The organism is Sphaerisporangium sp. NPDC049003, from assembly GCF_043197795.1.
Classification (GTDB): Bacteria; Actinomycetota; Actinomycetes; order Streptosporangiales; family Streptosporangiaceae; genus Sphaerisporangium.
In genome coordinates this window covers 119,903-135,605 of sequence record NZ_JBICTU010000005.1, presented here as the reverse complement: position 1 = coordinate 135,605, position 15,703 = coordinate 119,903, and the positions used below count along the sequence as shown (strand labels likewise).

The following is a 15,703-nucleotide window of genomic DNA, read 5'->3' as shown; positions in this document are numbered from 1 at the left end:
GGGCATGCATCCTGGCCATACGCAGGCCGTGGAACGGGGTCGGGGGGCGCTCATGTTGCTCGTCGGGACGTCCGGGTGGCAGTACACCCACTGGCGCGGAGTGCTGTATCCGCCCGGGGTGCCGCAGCGCGTGTGGCTGGAGCGGTACGCCGAGTGCTTCGACACGGTGGAGAACAACAACGCCTTCTACCGGCTGCCGTCTCGAGAGACGTTCGAGAGCTGGCGCGAGCGCACCCCTGCCGGGTTCGTCATGGCGGTCAAGGCCAGCCGCTTCCTGACCCACATCAAGCGGCTCAAGGACCCGGAGGAACCGGTCCAGCGGCTGATGGACGCCGCCGGAGGTCTCGGCCCCAAGCTCGGGCCGATCCTGCTCCAGCTCCCCCCGACGCTCCGGGTGGACGCCGACCGGCTCGACGCCTGCCTGCGGTGCTTCCCCCGCCACGTGCGCGTGGCCGTGGAGCCCCGGCATCCCTCCTGGTGGACCGGCATCGTCCGGGACGTGCTCACGTCGCACGGCGCCGCCCTGTGCTGGGCCGACGCCCTCGGCCGGCCGCTCACTCCCCTGTGGCCGACCGCCGGATGGGGCTACGTGCGCTTCCACCAGGGCCGCGCCAGCCCGTGGCCCTCGTACGGCGACGCGTCACTGCGGTCCTGGCTGCACCGCGTAAGCGACTCCCTGGACACGGAGTGCGACGTGTACGCCTACTTCAACAACGACCCTGGCGGCGCCGCCGTACGCAACGCCGTACGGTTCGCCGACCTTGCCCGCGCGGAGGGCTGGCCGGTGAGCCGCACCCCGGAGACCCTCCCCGAGAGCGCGGCCGTGAGGTGACGTCTCGCGGCATCTTCCCGCGCCGCGTCTCCATGTGATCACGGTTCCGCGGTCGCCCTGACGGCGAGGGGTCAGATGAGCGAGCATCCCGGACATGGCTGGGGGTCGGCGGCGCCAGGCGATGGTGGCCACCATCGCGGTCTTCCTGGCCTTGACGGTGCTCACCGCGATCCTCATCTTCGTGTTCACCAGGGTCGACATGGGCGAGAAGCCGCACGTCGGCGATGCCGCGAGCGTCCTGCTCGCCGTGGTCCCGCTCGCGGCCGGGCTGATCTTCTGGCTGCGGCGTACCTTGGCGGCCCCGGCCCCGGGGGATATCACCGACGTCAAGACGACCTTGGCAGGGCTGGTGTGCGCCCGGTGGGAGGAGGAGACGGCCATCCGTTCCCAAGGGGCCCCGCGCATCCCGATCGCGTGGCACCTGACCGGGCGAGCCACCCTCAAGGACCATCCACGGTTGGTCGCCGACGGCGAGCTCGTCCTCACCGGCGGCTCGGCCGACGTCGCCGCGCTGGCCGCGAGCTTCCGCAGGCTCCGGCGCCGCCGACTGGTCATCACCGGAGGCGCCGGTACGGGGAAGACCACCCTGGCGGTCGAGCTTCTGCTGGAACTCGTCCGCACCCGCGCTCCGGACGAGCCGGTCCCGGTGCTGCTGTCGATCGCCGACTGGGACATGGAGGTCCACCCGTACTTCCACGACTGGCTCGCGGCACGGCTGCGGACCGACTTCGCAACGGTACTCGGAGGCGGGCGCGGCCCCGACGGGGCCGATCTTCTCGCGCGGCGCGGCCACACCAGGTCGTCAGCCATCCTGCCGATCCTCGACGGCCTGGACGAGCTTCCCGGCCCGGCGCGGGCCAAGGTGATCATCACTCTCAACCGGACGCTCGCCGAAGGCGACCAGGTGATCGTCACTTCCCGGACCACCGAGTACGCCGACGCGGTGAAGTCCGCGAAACGCGTGCTGAAGGCCGCGGCCGTCATCGCGCCCATGGCGCTGTCACGGGAGGTCGCGGTCGGCTACCTCGCGGACGACCTGCCGCCGAACCCTCCGTACACCTGGGAGGAGACGTTGCGCGCGCTGGGTCGGGCACGGCTCCGGCACTCGCCTCGGTGACCAAGACCGCGCTCGGACTGTGGCTGATCCGCACCGTCTACATCGGCAGGGACGCCGACCCCGCCCCCTTGCTCACCGTCTACCGCGACGACGTCGCCGCGCTGCGCGCGCACCTGCTGGACAACCTGATCGGAGCCCTCCTCGACCGGCCGCCCGCACAGGACCGCCCGCCCGCACAGGACCGCTTCCGGCCGCGCCGGTCCTGGGACCCGGATCAGGTGCGCAGGTGCCTGACTTACCTAGCCGTGCTGTCGGCGAGGCACGGTACCCGTGACCTGGGCTGGTGGCAGATCACCCGATGGGCGGCGGAACGTCCCGATCAGCGGCTCAGCGTGCCGGTCAGATCCTTGGCCACCTTGTGGACCGGCATCGTGCTCGGGCTGCCGGCCATGCTCGCGGCCCTCCTGAGCGGCAGGCCCGTGCTCGGACTCGCCCTGGGCCTCACGTTCGGGCTGGCGAGCGCGACGTACGGCTCCGGAACGCCGGTCTTCTCCCGCCTGGAGCTGCCCGGCCGGCTGGCCGCCCTCATCACCGAGCAACGTCCGAACGTCCGGCTGGCCATGCTCACCCTACCCACCCTCGGCCTGCCGACGGGAGTGGTGGTCGGGGCCACGAACGGCGTGGCGGCCGGGCTCGCCACAGGCGCGATCATGACCATCATGACCTGGCTCGGGCTCGCCCTCCAGCGTCCCCCCGAACCATCGGAGGAGCGGCTGCCACGGTTCACCGCCGCCCGCACCCCCATGTCCACCTGGAAGGTCAACCGGGCTCTGATCGGCGTCCGGCTCATGACCGGTCTCGCACTCGGCGCCGCGGTCATGCTCGGCGCCGACTGGATGATCGCGCAGCTCGGCCGGGGGACGGCGGACCTGTGGAGCAATCTCGGGCTGGGGATGGCCCTCGGAAGCTGCTTCGGGATGGTGCGACGCCCACGGCAGGCGTGGCTGATGTCCACGATCACCGTACTCCTCCTGGCCCCGACCGGCCGCCTGCCGCTGCGCATGATGGCCTTCCTCGACGACATGCACAAGCTCGGCCTGCTCCGCGCCGTCGGCCCCCTCTACCAGTTCCGGCACGCCGAACTCCAGGACCACCTCGCAAGCAGCCCCAAGAAAGCCGGCCCCCCACCGGTCACCTCGCCGCCGAGCTGACGCCCCTCCTCACCGCAACCCTCAGCCGCACACGACAGACGCCAACAGGCCCAGACGCCGGCGATCAGGGGTGATGCCGTGCTCGTCTGCAAACCTGTCAGGCCCATTTCGAGCAGGCTGTGCCAGCCGATGGGGTTCTCTCTTCGCTGCAGTCGGCACACTCACAGCCATTGGGCGGATATGCGTGTAAGGCACCCGAACGTCTAACAGTCACTCGGTCGTGACAATCGAACTAAAAAGCGCTAGTAGATTGGCCCTATCAAGAAACACCCCTCAAAAGGAGACAGTTATTTCTTGACTGGCATCACCATCCATCGGATGCTGGGGCTTGCCCTGATGCTCCAGCTTGGAGGGAACGCCTCGTGCAGAACGATGTCACGCGAGCTCACTACGACAGCCTCGCTGACAGGTACGACGAGAACTGGGCATACAGTCCAAATTTCATCCAATGGATGACCGGAAATATTCTCGACCGGCTTCGGATCGGCCCGGGTCATCGTGTGCTGGATGTCGGTGGGGGAACCGGGCTTTACGCGCGCAGGCTTGCCGAGCACGCCGACGCTGTGGTCTGCGCCGACCCGTCCACCTCAATGTTGGACCAGATTTCCCCCCATCAGCGTTTGATCCCGCTGCACGCCGCAGCGGAAGATCTTGCCGAAGGGCGTGCGGAGCTCCCGTATGACAGCTACGACTCCATCCTTATCAAGGAAGTGATCCACCACGTCGGCGATCCTCCCCGTGTCCTTGACGGTCTTGCCCGCCTCTTGCGACCCGGCGGGCGGATGCTCGTGGTCATGTTGCCTACGGTCATCGCCTACCCGCTGTTCGCCGCCGCGCTGAAGCTCTTCAAGGACCGGCAACCCGACCCCTCGAAGGTCGCCGCGGCAATGAGGAGTAGTGGGCTCACCTCCGAACTGACCTACGACGAGTTCATGCTCACCTTCAGTACAGAGCGCTACGTGCAAATGGTCCGCAACCGATACATGTCTCTGTTGTCCAGCTTTGACGACACTGGGATCGAACAGGGCATCGCGGAGATTCATCGCAGGCATCCTGGCTCCGAGTTGCGGTTCCCGGACCGATTCGCCTTCGTGCTCGGGGCGAAAGCGTGAGCAGCGTGGAGTTCGACACCCGTCTCTACCAGCTGCGCAATGAGCTGGACGACCACTCCCGTGTCGCCCGCCATCTCGGGCTGGATTTCGAACGTCCGATCAAGTCGCTCGGCGATGGGTATCCGGAGAACACGATCGCCCTGGTCGGGAAGATCACCGAGCGTATCCTCAAGCAGCTCTGGAGGTATCACAACGTCCCCGGCGATCCCGGCGGCAAGGCGCTGAGCGAGCTGATCAAGGGCGCTCAGCCGCATATCCGCAGCAGTGTCGTCATCGACTCGCTCCGTGACATCCAGCGTCTACGCAACCGTTCCACTCACGACGGTTACCACGTCGCCGACGAAGACGGGCTGACCGCAGTCCGCCGGTTGCTCGATGTGCTGGCCTGGTTCAGCAGCACGGGCAGCGGCATCCTGACCGGGGATATGCCCAAGCTCTCCCCCGATGTAGCGCTGAAGGCCGAGTTCCTCGCCGGGCTCTACCTGACCCTGGACTACAAGCCGGTCAAGCGCTTCGAGCTGTCCCGCAATACCATCTACCAGCTCTTCTTCCGCGAGCGAGGGCTGCGAAGCGAGTACGTCGAACTGCTGCTCAGTAAGAACGTCGATGATGTGACCCAGGTCTTGGACGCCACCGGCGGCGATCTGTTACAGACGCAACTGCCGAAGCTCACCCGGTTCCTGATCCTGGAGGAGAACGGTGTCCACGTGGCTCCGAGCCCGCTGGGCAGCGATTACCGGGTCGTCACGTACGACCGCTTCATGGATGCCTTCGTCGATCTGGACCGGCATCTGGCAGACGTCTCCAACGCCTATCCGGGGTTGCTCGACGCGGCGAGCATGGCGATCTCCGGCGATCTGCTCACCACGAACGAGCGCACCGGCGAGCAGCGGATCTCCCGCGTTGGGGCCGCCGACCGGTTGGTGGACGAGGTCGCGTCGTCCGGGGGGAACCTGCTCATCGTCGGCCGTTCCGGAAGCGGGAAGTCGACGCTGCTGAAGCGATTGGTAGCCGGATCGGCGACGGCGAGCCGACGCCGCTACCGCTTCTACTTCGACATGAGCCTGAAGAGGCGGGACGAGGAGTTCCGAGAGTTCGTCACCCGTACGCTCGCGCCCTACATGGCCGTCGAGAGTTCGTACGTCTTCGACGTCTTCCAGTACTTCGCGCGTTCGGGGTCGGTGGCGTGCGCCCTGGACGGAATCGACGAGGCGGTGCCGTCGATGACGTTGCAGGGGTTCCTGGAGCTGTTCACCGAGTTGGCCCAGGTGCTGTCCGCGGAGTCGGCGGTCGTCACCAGCTCGCGGGTTTCCTTCCTGGAGGATTCCCCGCAGGTGCGACGGCTGCTGGACGGCACCGCGCTGGTGTCGGAGAAGCTTGTCCAGCAACTCCATGCCCAGGGCGTGAACCCACTGCGTGTGCCCCGATTCTCGGCACTGAGGCTCCAGGATGTGGCCGGCGCCGGCACCCCCCTTGAGATGCGCCTGGTACGTGAGCTGGAACTCGACAGCGGCGATCTTCCTCATCTCGCCGAGTTGGCCTGGCAGCACATGGAACGGGTCATGGCATCGACCCATCTCACGGACTCAATGCGGTCGATCATCACGTACTTCGGCGAGGCTTTCCTCCGAGGTCAGACGACCTTTACGTTCGTGGACATCGTGAACGATGTGGGTATCTTCCTCTTCGAGGGAGGGCGCCTGAGCTACAACGCGTTCCGATTGAGAGCGTTCTTCAGGCCCGTCGAGTCGTCCGGGGTCGCCTTCGTGCACTCGGCCTATCAGGAGCTGCTGGCCGCCGAATACCTACGTGATCCCGCTAACCGGGAGTCCGCCGTCGAGACCGGCCCTCGCCTGACCGAGCAGGTTCGGGACTTCCTGTACCGGCGATCCCGCCATGCGCCGCAGGCACCCAGCGTCGACTGCGTCCTCCCCGCCGGTACATATCTCGTCGGGCCGAGCCACCATCTGATGCTCCGGCACGTCGAACGGCCCGTCCGATTCGATCGCTTCCCGGTCACGGTCGGCCGCTACAACCGCTTTCTGGAAGCCGTCCGGCAGCATGGCTCACATGAGTGGGACCACCCGGGCAAGCCGCCTTCCTACTCCCACGAGCCATGGCAGGAACGCCTCAAGGTGCAGGACTACTTCACCGATCGGGCGTACGAGAACCACCCTGTGATCTGCGTCAACTACTGGAGCGCGTACGCCTTCGCCCGCTTCGAGGGCAAGCGCCTGCCCACGTCTCTCGAATGGGAGGCCGCCGCTCGAGGAAGTGACGGCCGGTTGTTCCCCTGGGGCGACGACATCGACCTGGACATCGTCAATTGCGCGGACACATGGAGCGGGCAGCCGCTGATCACCTACGAGGCGTGGAGAGAGGAATTGGACGGTGGGCGGCTGAGCCAAGCCATGCCCGGTCCGGTCGACGCGCATCCTGGCAACGTCTCTCCGTTCGGGATCAGGGAGATGGCCGGAAACGTATGGGAGATCACAGGAACGGTGCTTGAGAACCTCAACGAGGTCGTCATCTGCGGCGGCTCCTACGACAACCCGTACCGAGCACTTCAAGTCTCCTCCAAGGGGCTCTCCCGGCGCCGGGGATGCAGCAACGCGGTCGGTTTCAGGTGTGTCGAGGAGCTCGGGTGACCAGCGAGGAGATCAGAGCGGCGAGCGGTCAGCGGTTCGGCAACATCGTCGACCGCATGCCACTCGGCAGCGGTCACGAGGGCCGCCAAGGCACATACGTGGTTCGGGATATCGAGACAAATAAGCATCACGCCTTCATGTACGCCGACATCGTGACCGAGGGATTCCGCACCATCAGGACAGGTGAGCGGGTGAGATTCATGGTGGACCCCGAAGATCCGGAGCACGCGCGCTATGTCATCCGTCTTGACCTTCCCGAAGTGGAGGACTACTACCGGTGACCCGGTTCGCCAGGCACGCCCTGATCGTCGTCTACGAAGCGCGATTCCCCTCCACACCGGAATGGGCGCCTGGGCCACTGGTCCTGCAGCATCGGCAGGTGCGTTCCACCGCCGAGGCACGCAGCGAGTATTACCGCGACAAGGCGACCCATGTGCTGTACGGGCGGGAAGATCACCCTAACCGTTGGCACGATCCCACCCAGCGCGTGGTCGGCGACGTCGAGATCCTGGGCATCGAGGCTCTCCGCGTATCCGACGAGCCGGACGCCTGTGGGTTGGTGGCGATCCACCTGCGGTCGAGACGAGGAGCGCCGATCTCGCTGCTGCGTGGTCTCGCCGGACGCAGGGACGCGCCACCCGTCAGCTTCGATGCGCAGGCTCTAGTGAACGGACAAGCCAAGATCGAGTCCGCCGTACCCCCCTTCACCGTCTGCTTCGTGACCCCCGCCAAACGGGGGCTGCCCCGTCTGTACCTGCACCCCAGGTACTGGCGCTGGCCTGCGGCCCGTCAGTGGCTGTGGGCACTGGCCTCGCGCACCATCCTGGCGGACTATCCGCCCGATCCCAAACACCTCGAACCGGCCGACGACGAGATCATCAGACTCTCCGTCGACTGGCATGCCGTCGTGCTGCGCGACGGGATGGGCGTCGTCGGCGTCCGTCCTGACGAAGGGCCAGATGATGCGTTCTTCGGCTACGCGGAGCTGTACCTGCGCTCGATCTACCTGGACGCGGTCATGCTCGGCTTGCTCCAGAGCCAAGGGCTCAAACATCTCGAACAGCGTATGGTGGCCGCGCTCGACACCAACCTGGCGACCACGATGGCCCGACTGGAGAGGGAGGTCGGTTCCTTCCGGCGTCGACTGTGGGCTCAGCACCTGACGACCCACGGGATCCCGAACCGGCTCCTGGCCGCCTACCAGCGCCAGCATGGGCTTCGCGAGCGTTTCGATCAGATCCTCACCGAGATCAGCGACTTCAATCGGCTGACCAGAGAGGACGAGACCAGGCACGTCAACAGCGCGGTGGTCGTGTTCACGCTCATCACCGTTCCAGCGGGTATCGCACTGGCACTGCTCCAGGTCGTCCCGTCAGATGATCCTTGGTTCTTCACCGCCGTCGCCGCAGGCTTCATCGTTCTGACAGCCGTACTCCTGCGCACTCGCTCTGCCCGATTCGCGCTGAGGGCGCTACGCGGCCGGTTCACTTCGTAGTGAGTGAGAACACCCGGGTGATCAGGTCAGTCCGGCGCGTCGGATGATGTTCGTTCACACGAGGCGCCAACAGGCCCAGACGGTCTTGCCGGAGGTACCAGAGGGGCCGGAGAGTGGCGTGATGCCGCACTCGTGGGCCAGGGCCTCGACGATGGTCAGGCCGCGGCCGTGGACGGCCTCGATGCCGAGGTGGAGGTGGCGAGGCAGTTCGGCGGCGTGGTCGGTGACCTGGACGCGCAGTAGTTCGCCATCCTCGGCGGAAAGGGCGAGCCTGACCGGTGGCTCTCCGTAGCTCAGCGCGTTGGCCAGCAACTCGTCGACCACCAGCACCACATCGTCGGCCAAGGACTCCAGCGTCCATGAGGTGAGGATCTCCCTCACCATGCTCCGGGTCTTGCCGATCACCGACAGGTCGCAGGGTAGATCCCAGCAGACGGTACGCGCGCCGTCCGGCGTGCTGTCCGGCATCTTCGCTCCTCGGGGTGGACGCGACATTGGCAGGGGCCTACGCGGCTCCGGCCGCGTGGGCAGGGGCAGGCGGGGCACGAGCCCCGGCCGTACGGCGGGCACCGGCTGTATGGGCAAGGCTTCGAGGGGCACGTGCCCCGGCTGTACGGCGGGCACCGGCTGTACGGGCAAGGCTTCGCGGGGTACGGGCGCCGTCGGTGGCCGTGGGCGACGCGCCCATGCGGACCGCTCGGCCTGGAGCACAAGATCGCGCCGCCCGGCCTCACGTACTAGGTCGCCCACCTCGGCCTCACGCATCCGGTCGCGCAACTCATCAGCGGTACCGGCCTGCACGATCAATGGCTCGGACGCGGACCAGACGGCAGCGGCATAGAAACGGCGCGCACCCAGCCCGTACCAAACGGCCCAGACCGGCTCCAATAGATCCAACTGCCGCGCGGCGGCCCGCTCAGCCGGATCCCAACCCCTCGGGCGAACCCGAACCACTGCCTCACTCCGCCGATGCCGGCCCCGTTGCCGCGTCGTGTTCTCGTGATCGTTCATGCCGCTCCCCCGCCCATATCCGGCACGGGGATCGCCTGCGGAGAGTGGCGGAGGAGTGACAGATCCCTAGCCGGCACTCGGAGGAACGGACCATCGAGACCACGCTTTCCCGCTCTCGATACAGCCATTCTTATCCCCTCTTATCTGGACATAGTGGACCGTCTTTTATCGCCCCTATATAGGCATCTCCGCAGCATCGGCAGGAGGTCTGCTTAGGTCGCCTTCTCGGCCCCTCAAGTCACTTCACAGAGTGCCTCTGACCGGCTACGTTGTGCATCCAAAGGCAGAGCACATTGCCGGACGGTTTGTACTACCGGTGTGCTGGCTGTGCTGAAGGAGTAGCGATTTCTCGCCGGACGGAGGCAGCATGTACGTACCCCCCGATCCTGACCCGACTGTTAAGCCTTTGGTTTTTCTGGGCGCCGAAATGCGCAAGCGCCGAATTCGGGCGAATTTGACCCAAGACCGACTGGCCAGGACCATCCAGTTCAGCCAGAGTCTGGTCGGCTTCATCGAGCGCGGCGAGCGCACGCCGAGTCAGAACTTCATGCAGCGCTACGACGACGCCCTCAACGCGGGCGGCGAACTCGTCCGCCTGTGGGCACACCTGACCCGGGGCGCGAGCCCCAGATGGTTCCGCAACTGGCTGGAAGTCGAGCATGAGGCCCACACCCTGCATAGCTGGGAACCACTCGTGGTACCAGGCCTTCTACAGACAGATGCCTATGCGCGAGTGGTCATCCGCGGTGAACCCGGTCTCACCGAGGAGCAGGTCGAGACCGCAGTACAGGCACGAATGGAGCGACAGAAGATCTTGACCCAGTCCACCCCGCCGATGCTCTGGGTCGTGCTCGACGAGGGCGTTCTACACCGGCCGATCGGCGGCAATAAAACCATGCACCGCCAACTCGAGCGCCTCCTCGAAGCAGATGAGTCGCCGAGGGTGAGCATCCAGATAGTCCCCCTGACACTCGGGGCGACTACCGGAACCTCCGGCGGGTTTATCATCGCGCAGCTTCCTGGAGATGGGGATACCGTATACATCGAGTCCGCGACTCACGGCCACGTCACGAATCGGCTAGAAGACGTCGAGGCGATTCGCGCCAGGTACGACAAAATCCGAGCTGACGCACATCCCCAGCATGTCTCGATCCAGTTGATCAGAGAGGCGCAGACATCATGGATTTAAGTGACGAGTTGAAGACCGCAGCCTGGCGCAAGGCGACCAAGAGCGCGTCCAACCAGGGGAACTGCCTAGAGGTGGCTCCGCTCTCGGGGGGACGGGTCGGGTTGCGGGACACCGAAGCACCCGACAAGGCGCCCTTCGTGGTGAGCGCGAGCGTCTGGGATGCCTTCCTCGACGGAGCAAAGCAGGGCGAGTTCGACTTCTAACCTCAACGCCAGACCCACGAGAAGCCCGTAGGCCACCGCCACGGGCTTCTCGTCGTCCAAGCCACGCGGTGTCCGGCTTCAGGTTCCTGGGGATTGGAGACGTGCCAGCAGGTCTCTGATCTCCAATGTACGGGCGTCGTCGGGGCCGTAGATGACGGAGAAGTCGTCGTGCAGAGGTTCGAGGACGGCGACGGCGTCCTTCCTCTGTCCTTCGGCGGCGAGCAGGTACCCGATGTCTCGTCGCAGGTCCAGCACGGTCTCGTCCCCGTCGCCCCTCTCGGCCCGGAACCGTGCCAGCACCTGTCGCAGCTCTTCGAGGGCCACGGTCCCCTGGCCCAGTTCCGCGCGGCAGTAGGCCGCCTGCCGCCGGCATTCCAGGGTGTCCACGTCGGCTGGGCCCGCGACCCGCGCGTACGCGGCGGCGAGCCTGTCGAACTCGGGCAGGGCACGCCGGACGTCACCGCCGATCACCAGGATCGCCGCCCGCCGCTGCCGAAGCCGCAGCACCCGCTGGTTGTCGCTGCCCAGGGCGTCGGAGGCCGCTTTGAGCACCGCGTTGAGCACGTCGGCGGCCTGCGTGTACCGATCCTCGGTGAGCAGTTCGTCGGACTCGGCCTCCGCGTCCGCGATGGCCTCAAGTGCCTCCCCCGCGGAGACAGGCTCCGCGTCACTCTGCTCGACGAGGCTCTGATCAGGCCGGGGGCGCGGCGCGCAGGGGTTCCGGTACGGGCGAGTGGGGTCGGGCAGTCGTGCCCCGCCTCGCTCGGCGACCTCTGGACGCTCACCCGGGGCCGGCAGGAACGGGATCAGCCGCTCGAAGACCTCCTGAGCATCGGCGGGGCGGTCTTCCGGTCTTTTGGCCAGCAGTTGCAGCGTCAGCCGTTCGAGATCCTCCGGCACGTCTCCCCGGAGCAGCCCCAGCCGCCGTGGCTGCTCGAAGAGGTGCTGCCACATGAGACGAGCGCCGTTCAGACCACCATCGAAAACGGGTTCCCCAGTGCAGAGCTCGTGCAGGATGCATCCGACCGCGTACAGGTCGGTTCGCGGAGTGACCTGGACCGCCTGGACCTGCTCGGGGGACATGTAGCGGGCCGTCCCCATGGGCACTCCGGCCTCGGTCAGCCTGGTGACGTCGGGCCGTAAGATCGCGGCGATGCCGAAGTCCAGGACCTTCACCGTCCCGTCGGCGGCGACCATCAGGTTGTCCGGCTTCAGGTCTCGGTGGACGACCGGGATCGCGTGCGCGTACGACAGGACGGTGCAGATCTGGGCCACCACGGACGCCACCCAGGAGATGGGCAGCGGCGCCTCCGGGGAGATGAACCTGGTGAGCGGCGTGCCGTGCACCAGCTCCATCACCAGGTACAGGTGCGCGACCGAACGCTCCAGAACCGCGTCGTACACCTCGGGGACGCCGTGATGACCGATGCGAGCCGTGACCCTGGCCTCCCGGCGGAACCGCCTGGTCAGCACCTCGGCGTGTTCAGGGTAGGAGATGAGCTCCGGGAGGATCCGTTTGATCGCGACCTCGCGGTCGAGCACCGCGTCGTACCCCCGCCAGACCTGGCCCATCGCCCCGGCGTCGAGCTCCTCGACGAGCTCGTATCGGCCCGCGATCTTCCGTGATCTCACCGTTCTCCCGGTCGTCTCACATCGTGACGCAGTTCATGTCCCCTGTGGGGATCACTGTTGATCATCGGGATCCGTGTCCGCTGACCACAGGGACATCCCCCATCTCGTCGAGAGTGTTACGCCACGTCGTCCGCGATGCCCTGCTGGCGGCGGATCAGGTTCCACGCGGCGCTGCGGGCGCTGCGGTTGAGGGAACTGCGGAAGTCGCGATCCGGGGCGAAGTACTTGCGACCGAGGTCCGCCATCGTGTCGAGGTGCTCCATCATCTTGTCCTCGAAGACCGGATCGAATACCTGGCCGAAGTTCTCCTCGTCGACGTTCGCGACGGCGGCGAGTTGGACCTTCGACTCCTTCATCGCCTCCTCGAAGGGCTTGATGATGTCCTGCTCGGTGAGCGAGGTGCCGAACCGCTGGTTGAACTTCTCCACCAACTCCGACAGCAGCGACTTCTCCGGCTCCTTGCCACCACCGGCTCCGTCGCCGAAGCCTCCAAGGACGGCCTCACCCTCCGAGGTCAAGCTGACGTCGTACTCCCCGGTCTTCTCGACCCGCAAGTGGCTGAGGTCGACGTCGCCGATGTCCACGCTGCCGTCCTCCCGCCGGTCCAGGCGGGTGAGCAGGTGCCGGCCGTAGAGGTAGAGGCGTTCCAGGTCCTCGTCGCTGTAGGGGATGATCTGAGCGAGGAAGGCGTACTTACGGACGTAGTCGTCCAGGTCCGCGCGGAATTTGTCCGCCGTCTCCCGTTCCTCCTCGTCATCGCTGTGGAGCAACGCGGAGAACCGCTCGCACGCGGGCGCGAGGTGCCGGTAGAGCTCCGCATGCAGCTTCACCCATTTCGCCTGGTCACCGGCCGCCCGCTCCTCGGCGGCCAGGTAGGCGGCGGCGAAGGCGTGCATCTCCGCCTCGACCAGGACCGCCGCCGACATCACCCTCGTCTGCGCGGTGTAGAGGAGGTTCGGATCGGTGGGGAAGGTGATCGCCTGCTCGAAATACGGCCGGAAGGCGTCCTGGATGTCTCCCGCCTTGTTGGTGAAATCCAGCACGGCCAGGTCGCCTTGCGACTTGCGGTCGGCGGTGCGGTTGAGCCGGGAGAGGGTCTGCACGGCGTTGATGCCGGTGAGCTTCTTGTTGACGTACATCGTCGTCAGCAACGGCTGGTCGAATCCGGTCTGGTACTTCTCGGCCACGACGAGGATCCGGTACTCGGGCTGTCCCGGTGCGCCCGACGCCACGGACTTGTCGTCGGCGCGGGTGTAGCCGAACGCCTTCGGCAGGGCGGGTTCTGACAGCCCGCCGTTCTCCTTGGACTCGCTGGTCTCCTCCCCCTCATAGGTGAGGGTCCCGGAGAATGCGACCAGCACACCGATCCCCGCAAAGCCGCGGTCACCGATGTACTGCTTGATCTTCCTGGCCATCCGCACGGCATCGAGACGGGAAGAGGTCACCACCATCGCCTTGGCACGGCCACCGAGACGGCCCGCGGTGTGCGCGCGGAAGTGCTCGACGATCACCTGCGCGTGCCGCACCACCGTGGATTCGTGGGTGTACGCGGCTCTGGCGAGCAACGAATTCGCCTTGGCGGCGTCGACCTCCCGCTCGTCGGGGTTGTTGTTGACGAGCCTGTAGTAGGTGTCGTAGGTGACGTAGTTGCGCAACGGGTCGAGGATGAAGCCCTCCTCGATGGCCTGCCGCATCGCGTAGGTGTGGAAGGGACGGTAGACGCGGTCGCCGCCGAGCGTCCCGAACAGTTCCAGCGTCTTGGCCTTGGGGGTGGCGGTGAAGGCGAAATAGGACAGGTTCGCGCTCATGCCGCGCCTGGCGGCCCTGGTCTTGAGTTTGGCGGCGGTGCTTTCCGCGCCTTCCGGCGCGGCCTTAGCGGCGGTCGCGCCCTCCTCGTCGGTGTCCGCGTCCAGGCCGAGATCCCGCAGGGCGTCGCGTACGGCCGTGGCCGCGTCACCGGACTGGGAGGAGTGCGCCTCGTCGACGATGATCGCGAAGCGGCGACCCTTGATCTCGGTCGGCGTGCGCCTCAGGTAGTCCATGAGCGCGGGGAAGGTCTGCAACGTCACTGTGATGATCTTGCCGCTCTCTTTCGAGAGCGCCTGGGCGAGCTGTTCGGACTTGGCGCCGCGGCTCTCGTCGATCGACACCACCAGCCCGGCCGTCTGCTCGAAGCTGCCGACCGTTTCGCGGAGCTGCGCGTCGAGGTTCCTCCGGTCGGTGAGGATGACGACCTTGTCGAACACCGGGGCCCCTGGCTTGAGGCCGGCCGCGACCGCGTCCGGATCGAGCCGCGACACGTCGGTCGAGGTATGTAACGATGACAGACGGTGTCCGAGCCAGGCGATCGTGTTCGACTTGCCCGACCCGGCCGAGGCCATGATGAGGTAGTTGTGCCCCGCACCGTGCCGGGCGGCGTGCTCGGTCAGCTTCCTGACCGCGTCCCACTGGTGATAGCGGGGGAAGACCAGCCTCTTCGTCGTCCGCCCGTCCGCCCCCTTCTCCTTGTGCAGGTGGACGAAGCGCTCCAGCAGGTCCAGCCAGTTGTCCGGCTGCCAGATCTCCTCCCACAGGTAGGACGTGGCGTATTTCCCGGGACCGGCCGCGACCGCGTTTCCCTTGCCGCCCTTGTTGCCCGGCCCTTCCGACCCTTGGTTGAACGGCAGGAACACCGTCTTGGCACCGCGGAGCCGGGTGGCCACGAAGACGAGGTCGGGGTCGACCGCGAAGTTCGCCACCACCCGCCGGAGGAAGATCGGCTCGGTGGGGTCACGCTCGGTGCGGTACTGCTCCTTGGCCTGCTCCACGCTCTGACCCGTCAGCGGGTTCTTCAGCTCGGCCGTCGCGACAGGGATGCCGTTCAGGAAAAGGGTCAGATCGAGCCGGTTGCCGTGGTCCGCCTGCTTGGTCGCGTACGCCAACTCCGGGACCACGGTCAGCCGGTTCTGGCGATATTCGGCCAGGATGGCGTCGGAGGTGACCAAGGAGGGCTTGAAGTAGGCCACCCGGATCCGGACGCCGCGGTCCTTGACCCCCTTGCGCAGCACTTCCAGGAGGCCGTCGTTGGAGATGGCCTGATCGAGCCGCTTCGCGAACCCCTGCTGCGCGGCGTCGGGGTCCCCGCCGTAGGCGATGAGCAGTTCGTTCCATTCATCGATCTGAGTGGCGCCGATGAACGTGAACAGCTCGCCCGTGTCCAGCCCCAGCTCGGGGCGGTAGCCGGCGGGGTCACCTAACTCCCACCCGTTGTCGACCATCGCGGAGACGATAGCGGCGCCGAACACGGACTCGTGATGAATGGGGCTCATTGGGG

12 protein-coding genes are annotated in these 15,703 nt (G+C 66.5%); 9 read left to right on the top strand and 3 right to left on the bottom strand.

Translation table 11 applies throughout. The features are described 5' to 3' along the window. Positions 1-52: 52 nt before the first annotated feature. From ACGFIV_RS07170 to ACGFIV_RS07140, 7 genes are all read left to right on the top strand, one after another. Positions 53-832 (top strand): DUF72 domain-containing protein, encoded by a 780-nt coding sequence (locus tag ACGFIV_RS07170; RefSeq protein WP_392832798.1) that lies wholly within the window; start codon positions 53-55, stop codon positions 830-832. Between the two features lie 94 nt (positions 833-926). Further along, positions 927-1,949: an NACHT domain-containing protein gene (locus tag ACGFIV_RS07165; RefSeq protein ID WP_392832795.1), complete on the top strand. Its 1,023-nt coding sequence runs from the start codon at positions 927-929 to the stop codon at positions 1,947-1,949. Then, positions 1,946-3,100, top strand: coding sequence for a hypothetical protein (locus tag ACGFIV_RS07160; protein ID WP_358561767.1), 1,155 nt, complete (start codon positions 1,946-1,948; stop codon positions 3,098-3,100). The genes ACGFIV_RS07165 and ACGFIV_RS07160 overlap by 4 nt, the downstream gene beginning before the upstream one ends. Before the next feature lie 362 nt (positions 3,101-3,462). Then, a complete protein-coding gene (locus ACGFIV_RS07155; protein WP_358561770.1) occupies positions 3,463-4,212 on the top strand; it encodes a methyltransferase domain-containing protein in 750 nt (249 codons plus the stop codon). Continuing rightward, positions 4,209-6,860: an SUMF1/EgtB/PvdO family nonheme iron enzyme gene (locus ACGFIV_RS07150; protein ID WP_392832790.1), complete on the top strand. Its 2,652-nt coding sequence runs from the start codon at positions 4,209-4,211 to the stop codon at positions 6,858-6,860. Before ACGFIV_RS07155 ends, ACGFIV_RS07150 begins: the two co-directional genes overlap by 4 nt. Further along, positions 6,857-7,141 carry a hypothetical protein gene (locus tag ACGFIV_RS07145; RefSeq protein ID WP_392832787.1) on the top strand — a complete coding sequence of 95 codons (285 nt, stop codon included), beginning with the start codon at positions 6,857-6,859 and terminating at the stop codon, positions 7,139-7,141. The genes ACGFIV_RS07150 and ACGFIV_RS07145 overlap by 4 nt, the downstream gene beginning before the upstream one ends. Further along, on the top strand, positions 7,138-8,355 hold the full coding sequence (locus ACGFIV_RS07140; RefSeq protein ID WP_392832784.1) for a hypothetical protein: 1,218 nt from the start codon (positions 7,138-7,140) through the stop codon (positions 8,353-8,355). Before ACGFIV_RS07145 ends, ACGFIV_RS07140 begins: the two co-directional genes overlap by 4 nt. Before the next feature lie 54 nt (positions 8,356-8,409). Here ACGFIV_RS07140 and ACGFIV_RS07135 read toward each other — a convergent pair whose 3' ends face one another. Next, the gene (locus ACGFIV_RS07135) at positions 8,410-8,823 is read right to left on the bottom strand and encodes an ATP-binding protein (RefSeq protein ID WP_358553577.1); all 414 of its coding nucleotides are present in this window, start codon (positions 8,821-8,823) and stop codon (positions 8,410-8,412) included. 910 nt (positions 8,824-9,733) lie between these two features. Here ACGFIV_RS07135 and ACGFIV_RS07130 point away from each other — a divergent pair. Both ACGFIV_RS07130 and ACGFIV_RS07125 read left to right on the top strand, forming a co-directional pair. After that, entirely contained in the window at positions 9,734-10,555 is an 822-nt protein-coding gene (locus tag ACGFIV_RS07130) for a helix-turn-helix transcriptional regulator (RefSeq protein ID WP_392832780.1), read from the top strand. Next, entirely contained in the window at positions 10,546-10,758 is a 213-nt protein-coding gene (locus tag ACGFIV_RS07125) for a DUF397 domain-containing protein (protein WP_392832777.1), read from the top strand. Before ACGFIV_RS07130 ends, ACGFIV_RS07125 begins: the two co-directional genes overlap by 10 nt. Positions 10,759-10,836: 78 nt before the next feature. Here the strand turns inward: ACGFIV_RS07125 and ACGFIV_RS07120 are convergent, their stop codons facing one another. Further along, complete coding sequence (locus tag ACGFIV_RS07120) at positions 10,837-12,390, bottom strand: protein kinase (protein WP_392832775.1); 1,554 nt, start codon at positions 12,388-12,390, stop codon at positions 10,837-10,839. A 116-nt stretch (positions 12,391-12,506) separates the two neighbouring features. After that, on the bottom strand, positions 12,507-15,698 hold the full coding sequence (locus ACGFIV_RS07115) for a type I restriction endonuclease subunit R (protein WP_392832772.1): 3,192 nt from the start codon (positions 15,696-15,698) through the stop codon (positions 12,507-12,509). Positions 15,699-15,703: the final 5 nt, after the last annotated feature.

What these genes read in the sequence shown, in the direction of transcription:
- ACGFIV_RS07130 (WP_392832780.1), top strand. Translation starts at nt 9,734, where the DNA reads ATGTACGTACCCCCCGATCCTGACCCGACTGTTAAGCCTTTGGTTTTT.
- ACGFIV_RS07135 (WP_358553577.1), bottom strand. Translation starts at nt 8,823, where the DNA reads ATGCCGGACAGCACGCCGGACGGCGCGCGTACCGTCTGCTGGGATCTA.
- ACGFIV_RS07170 (WP_392832798.1), top strand. Translation starts at nt 53, where the DNA reads ATGTTGCTCGTCGGGACGTCCGGGTGGCAGTACACCCACTGGCGCGGA.
- ACGFIV_RS07115 (WP_392832772.1), bottom strand. Translation starts at nt 15,698, where the DNA reads ATGAGCCCCATTCATCACGAGTCCGTGTTCGGCGCCGCTATCGTCTCC.
- ACGFIV_RS07125 (WP_392832777.1), top strand. Translation starts at nt 10,546, where the DNA reads ATGGATTTAAGTGACGAGTTGAAGACCGCAGCCTGGCGCAAGGCGACC.
- ACGFIV_RS07165 (WP_392832795.1), top strand. Translation starts at nt 927, where the DNA reads ATGGCTGGGGGTCGGCGGCGCCAGGCGATGGTGGCCACCATCGCGGTC.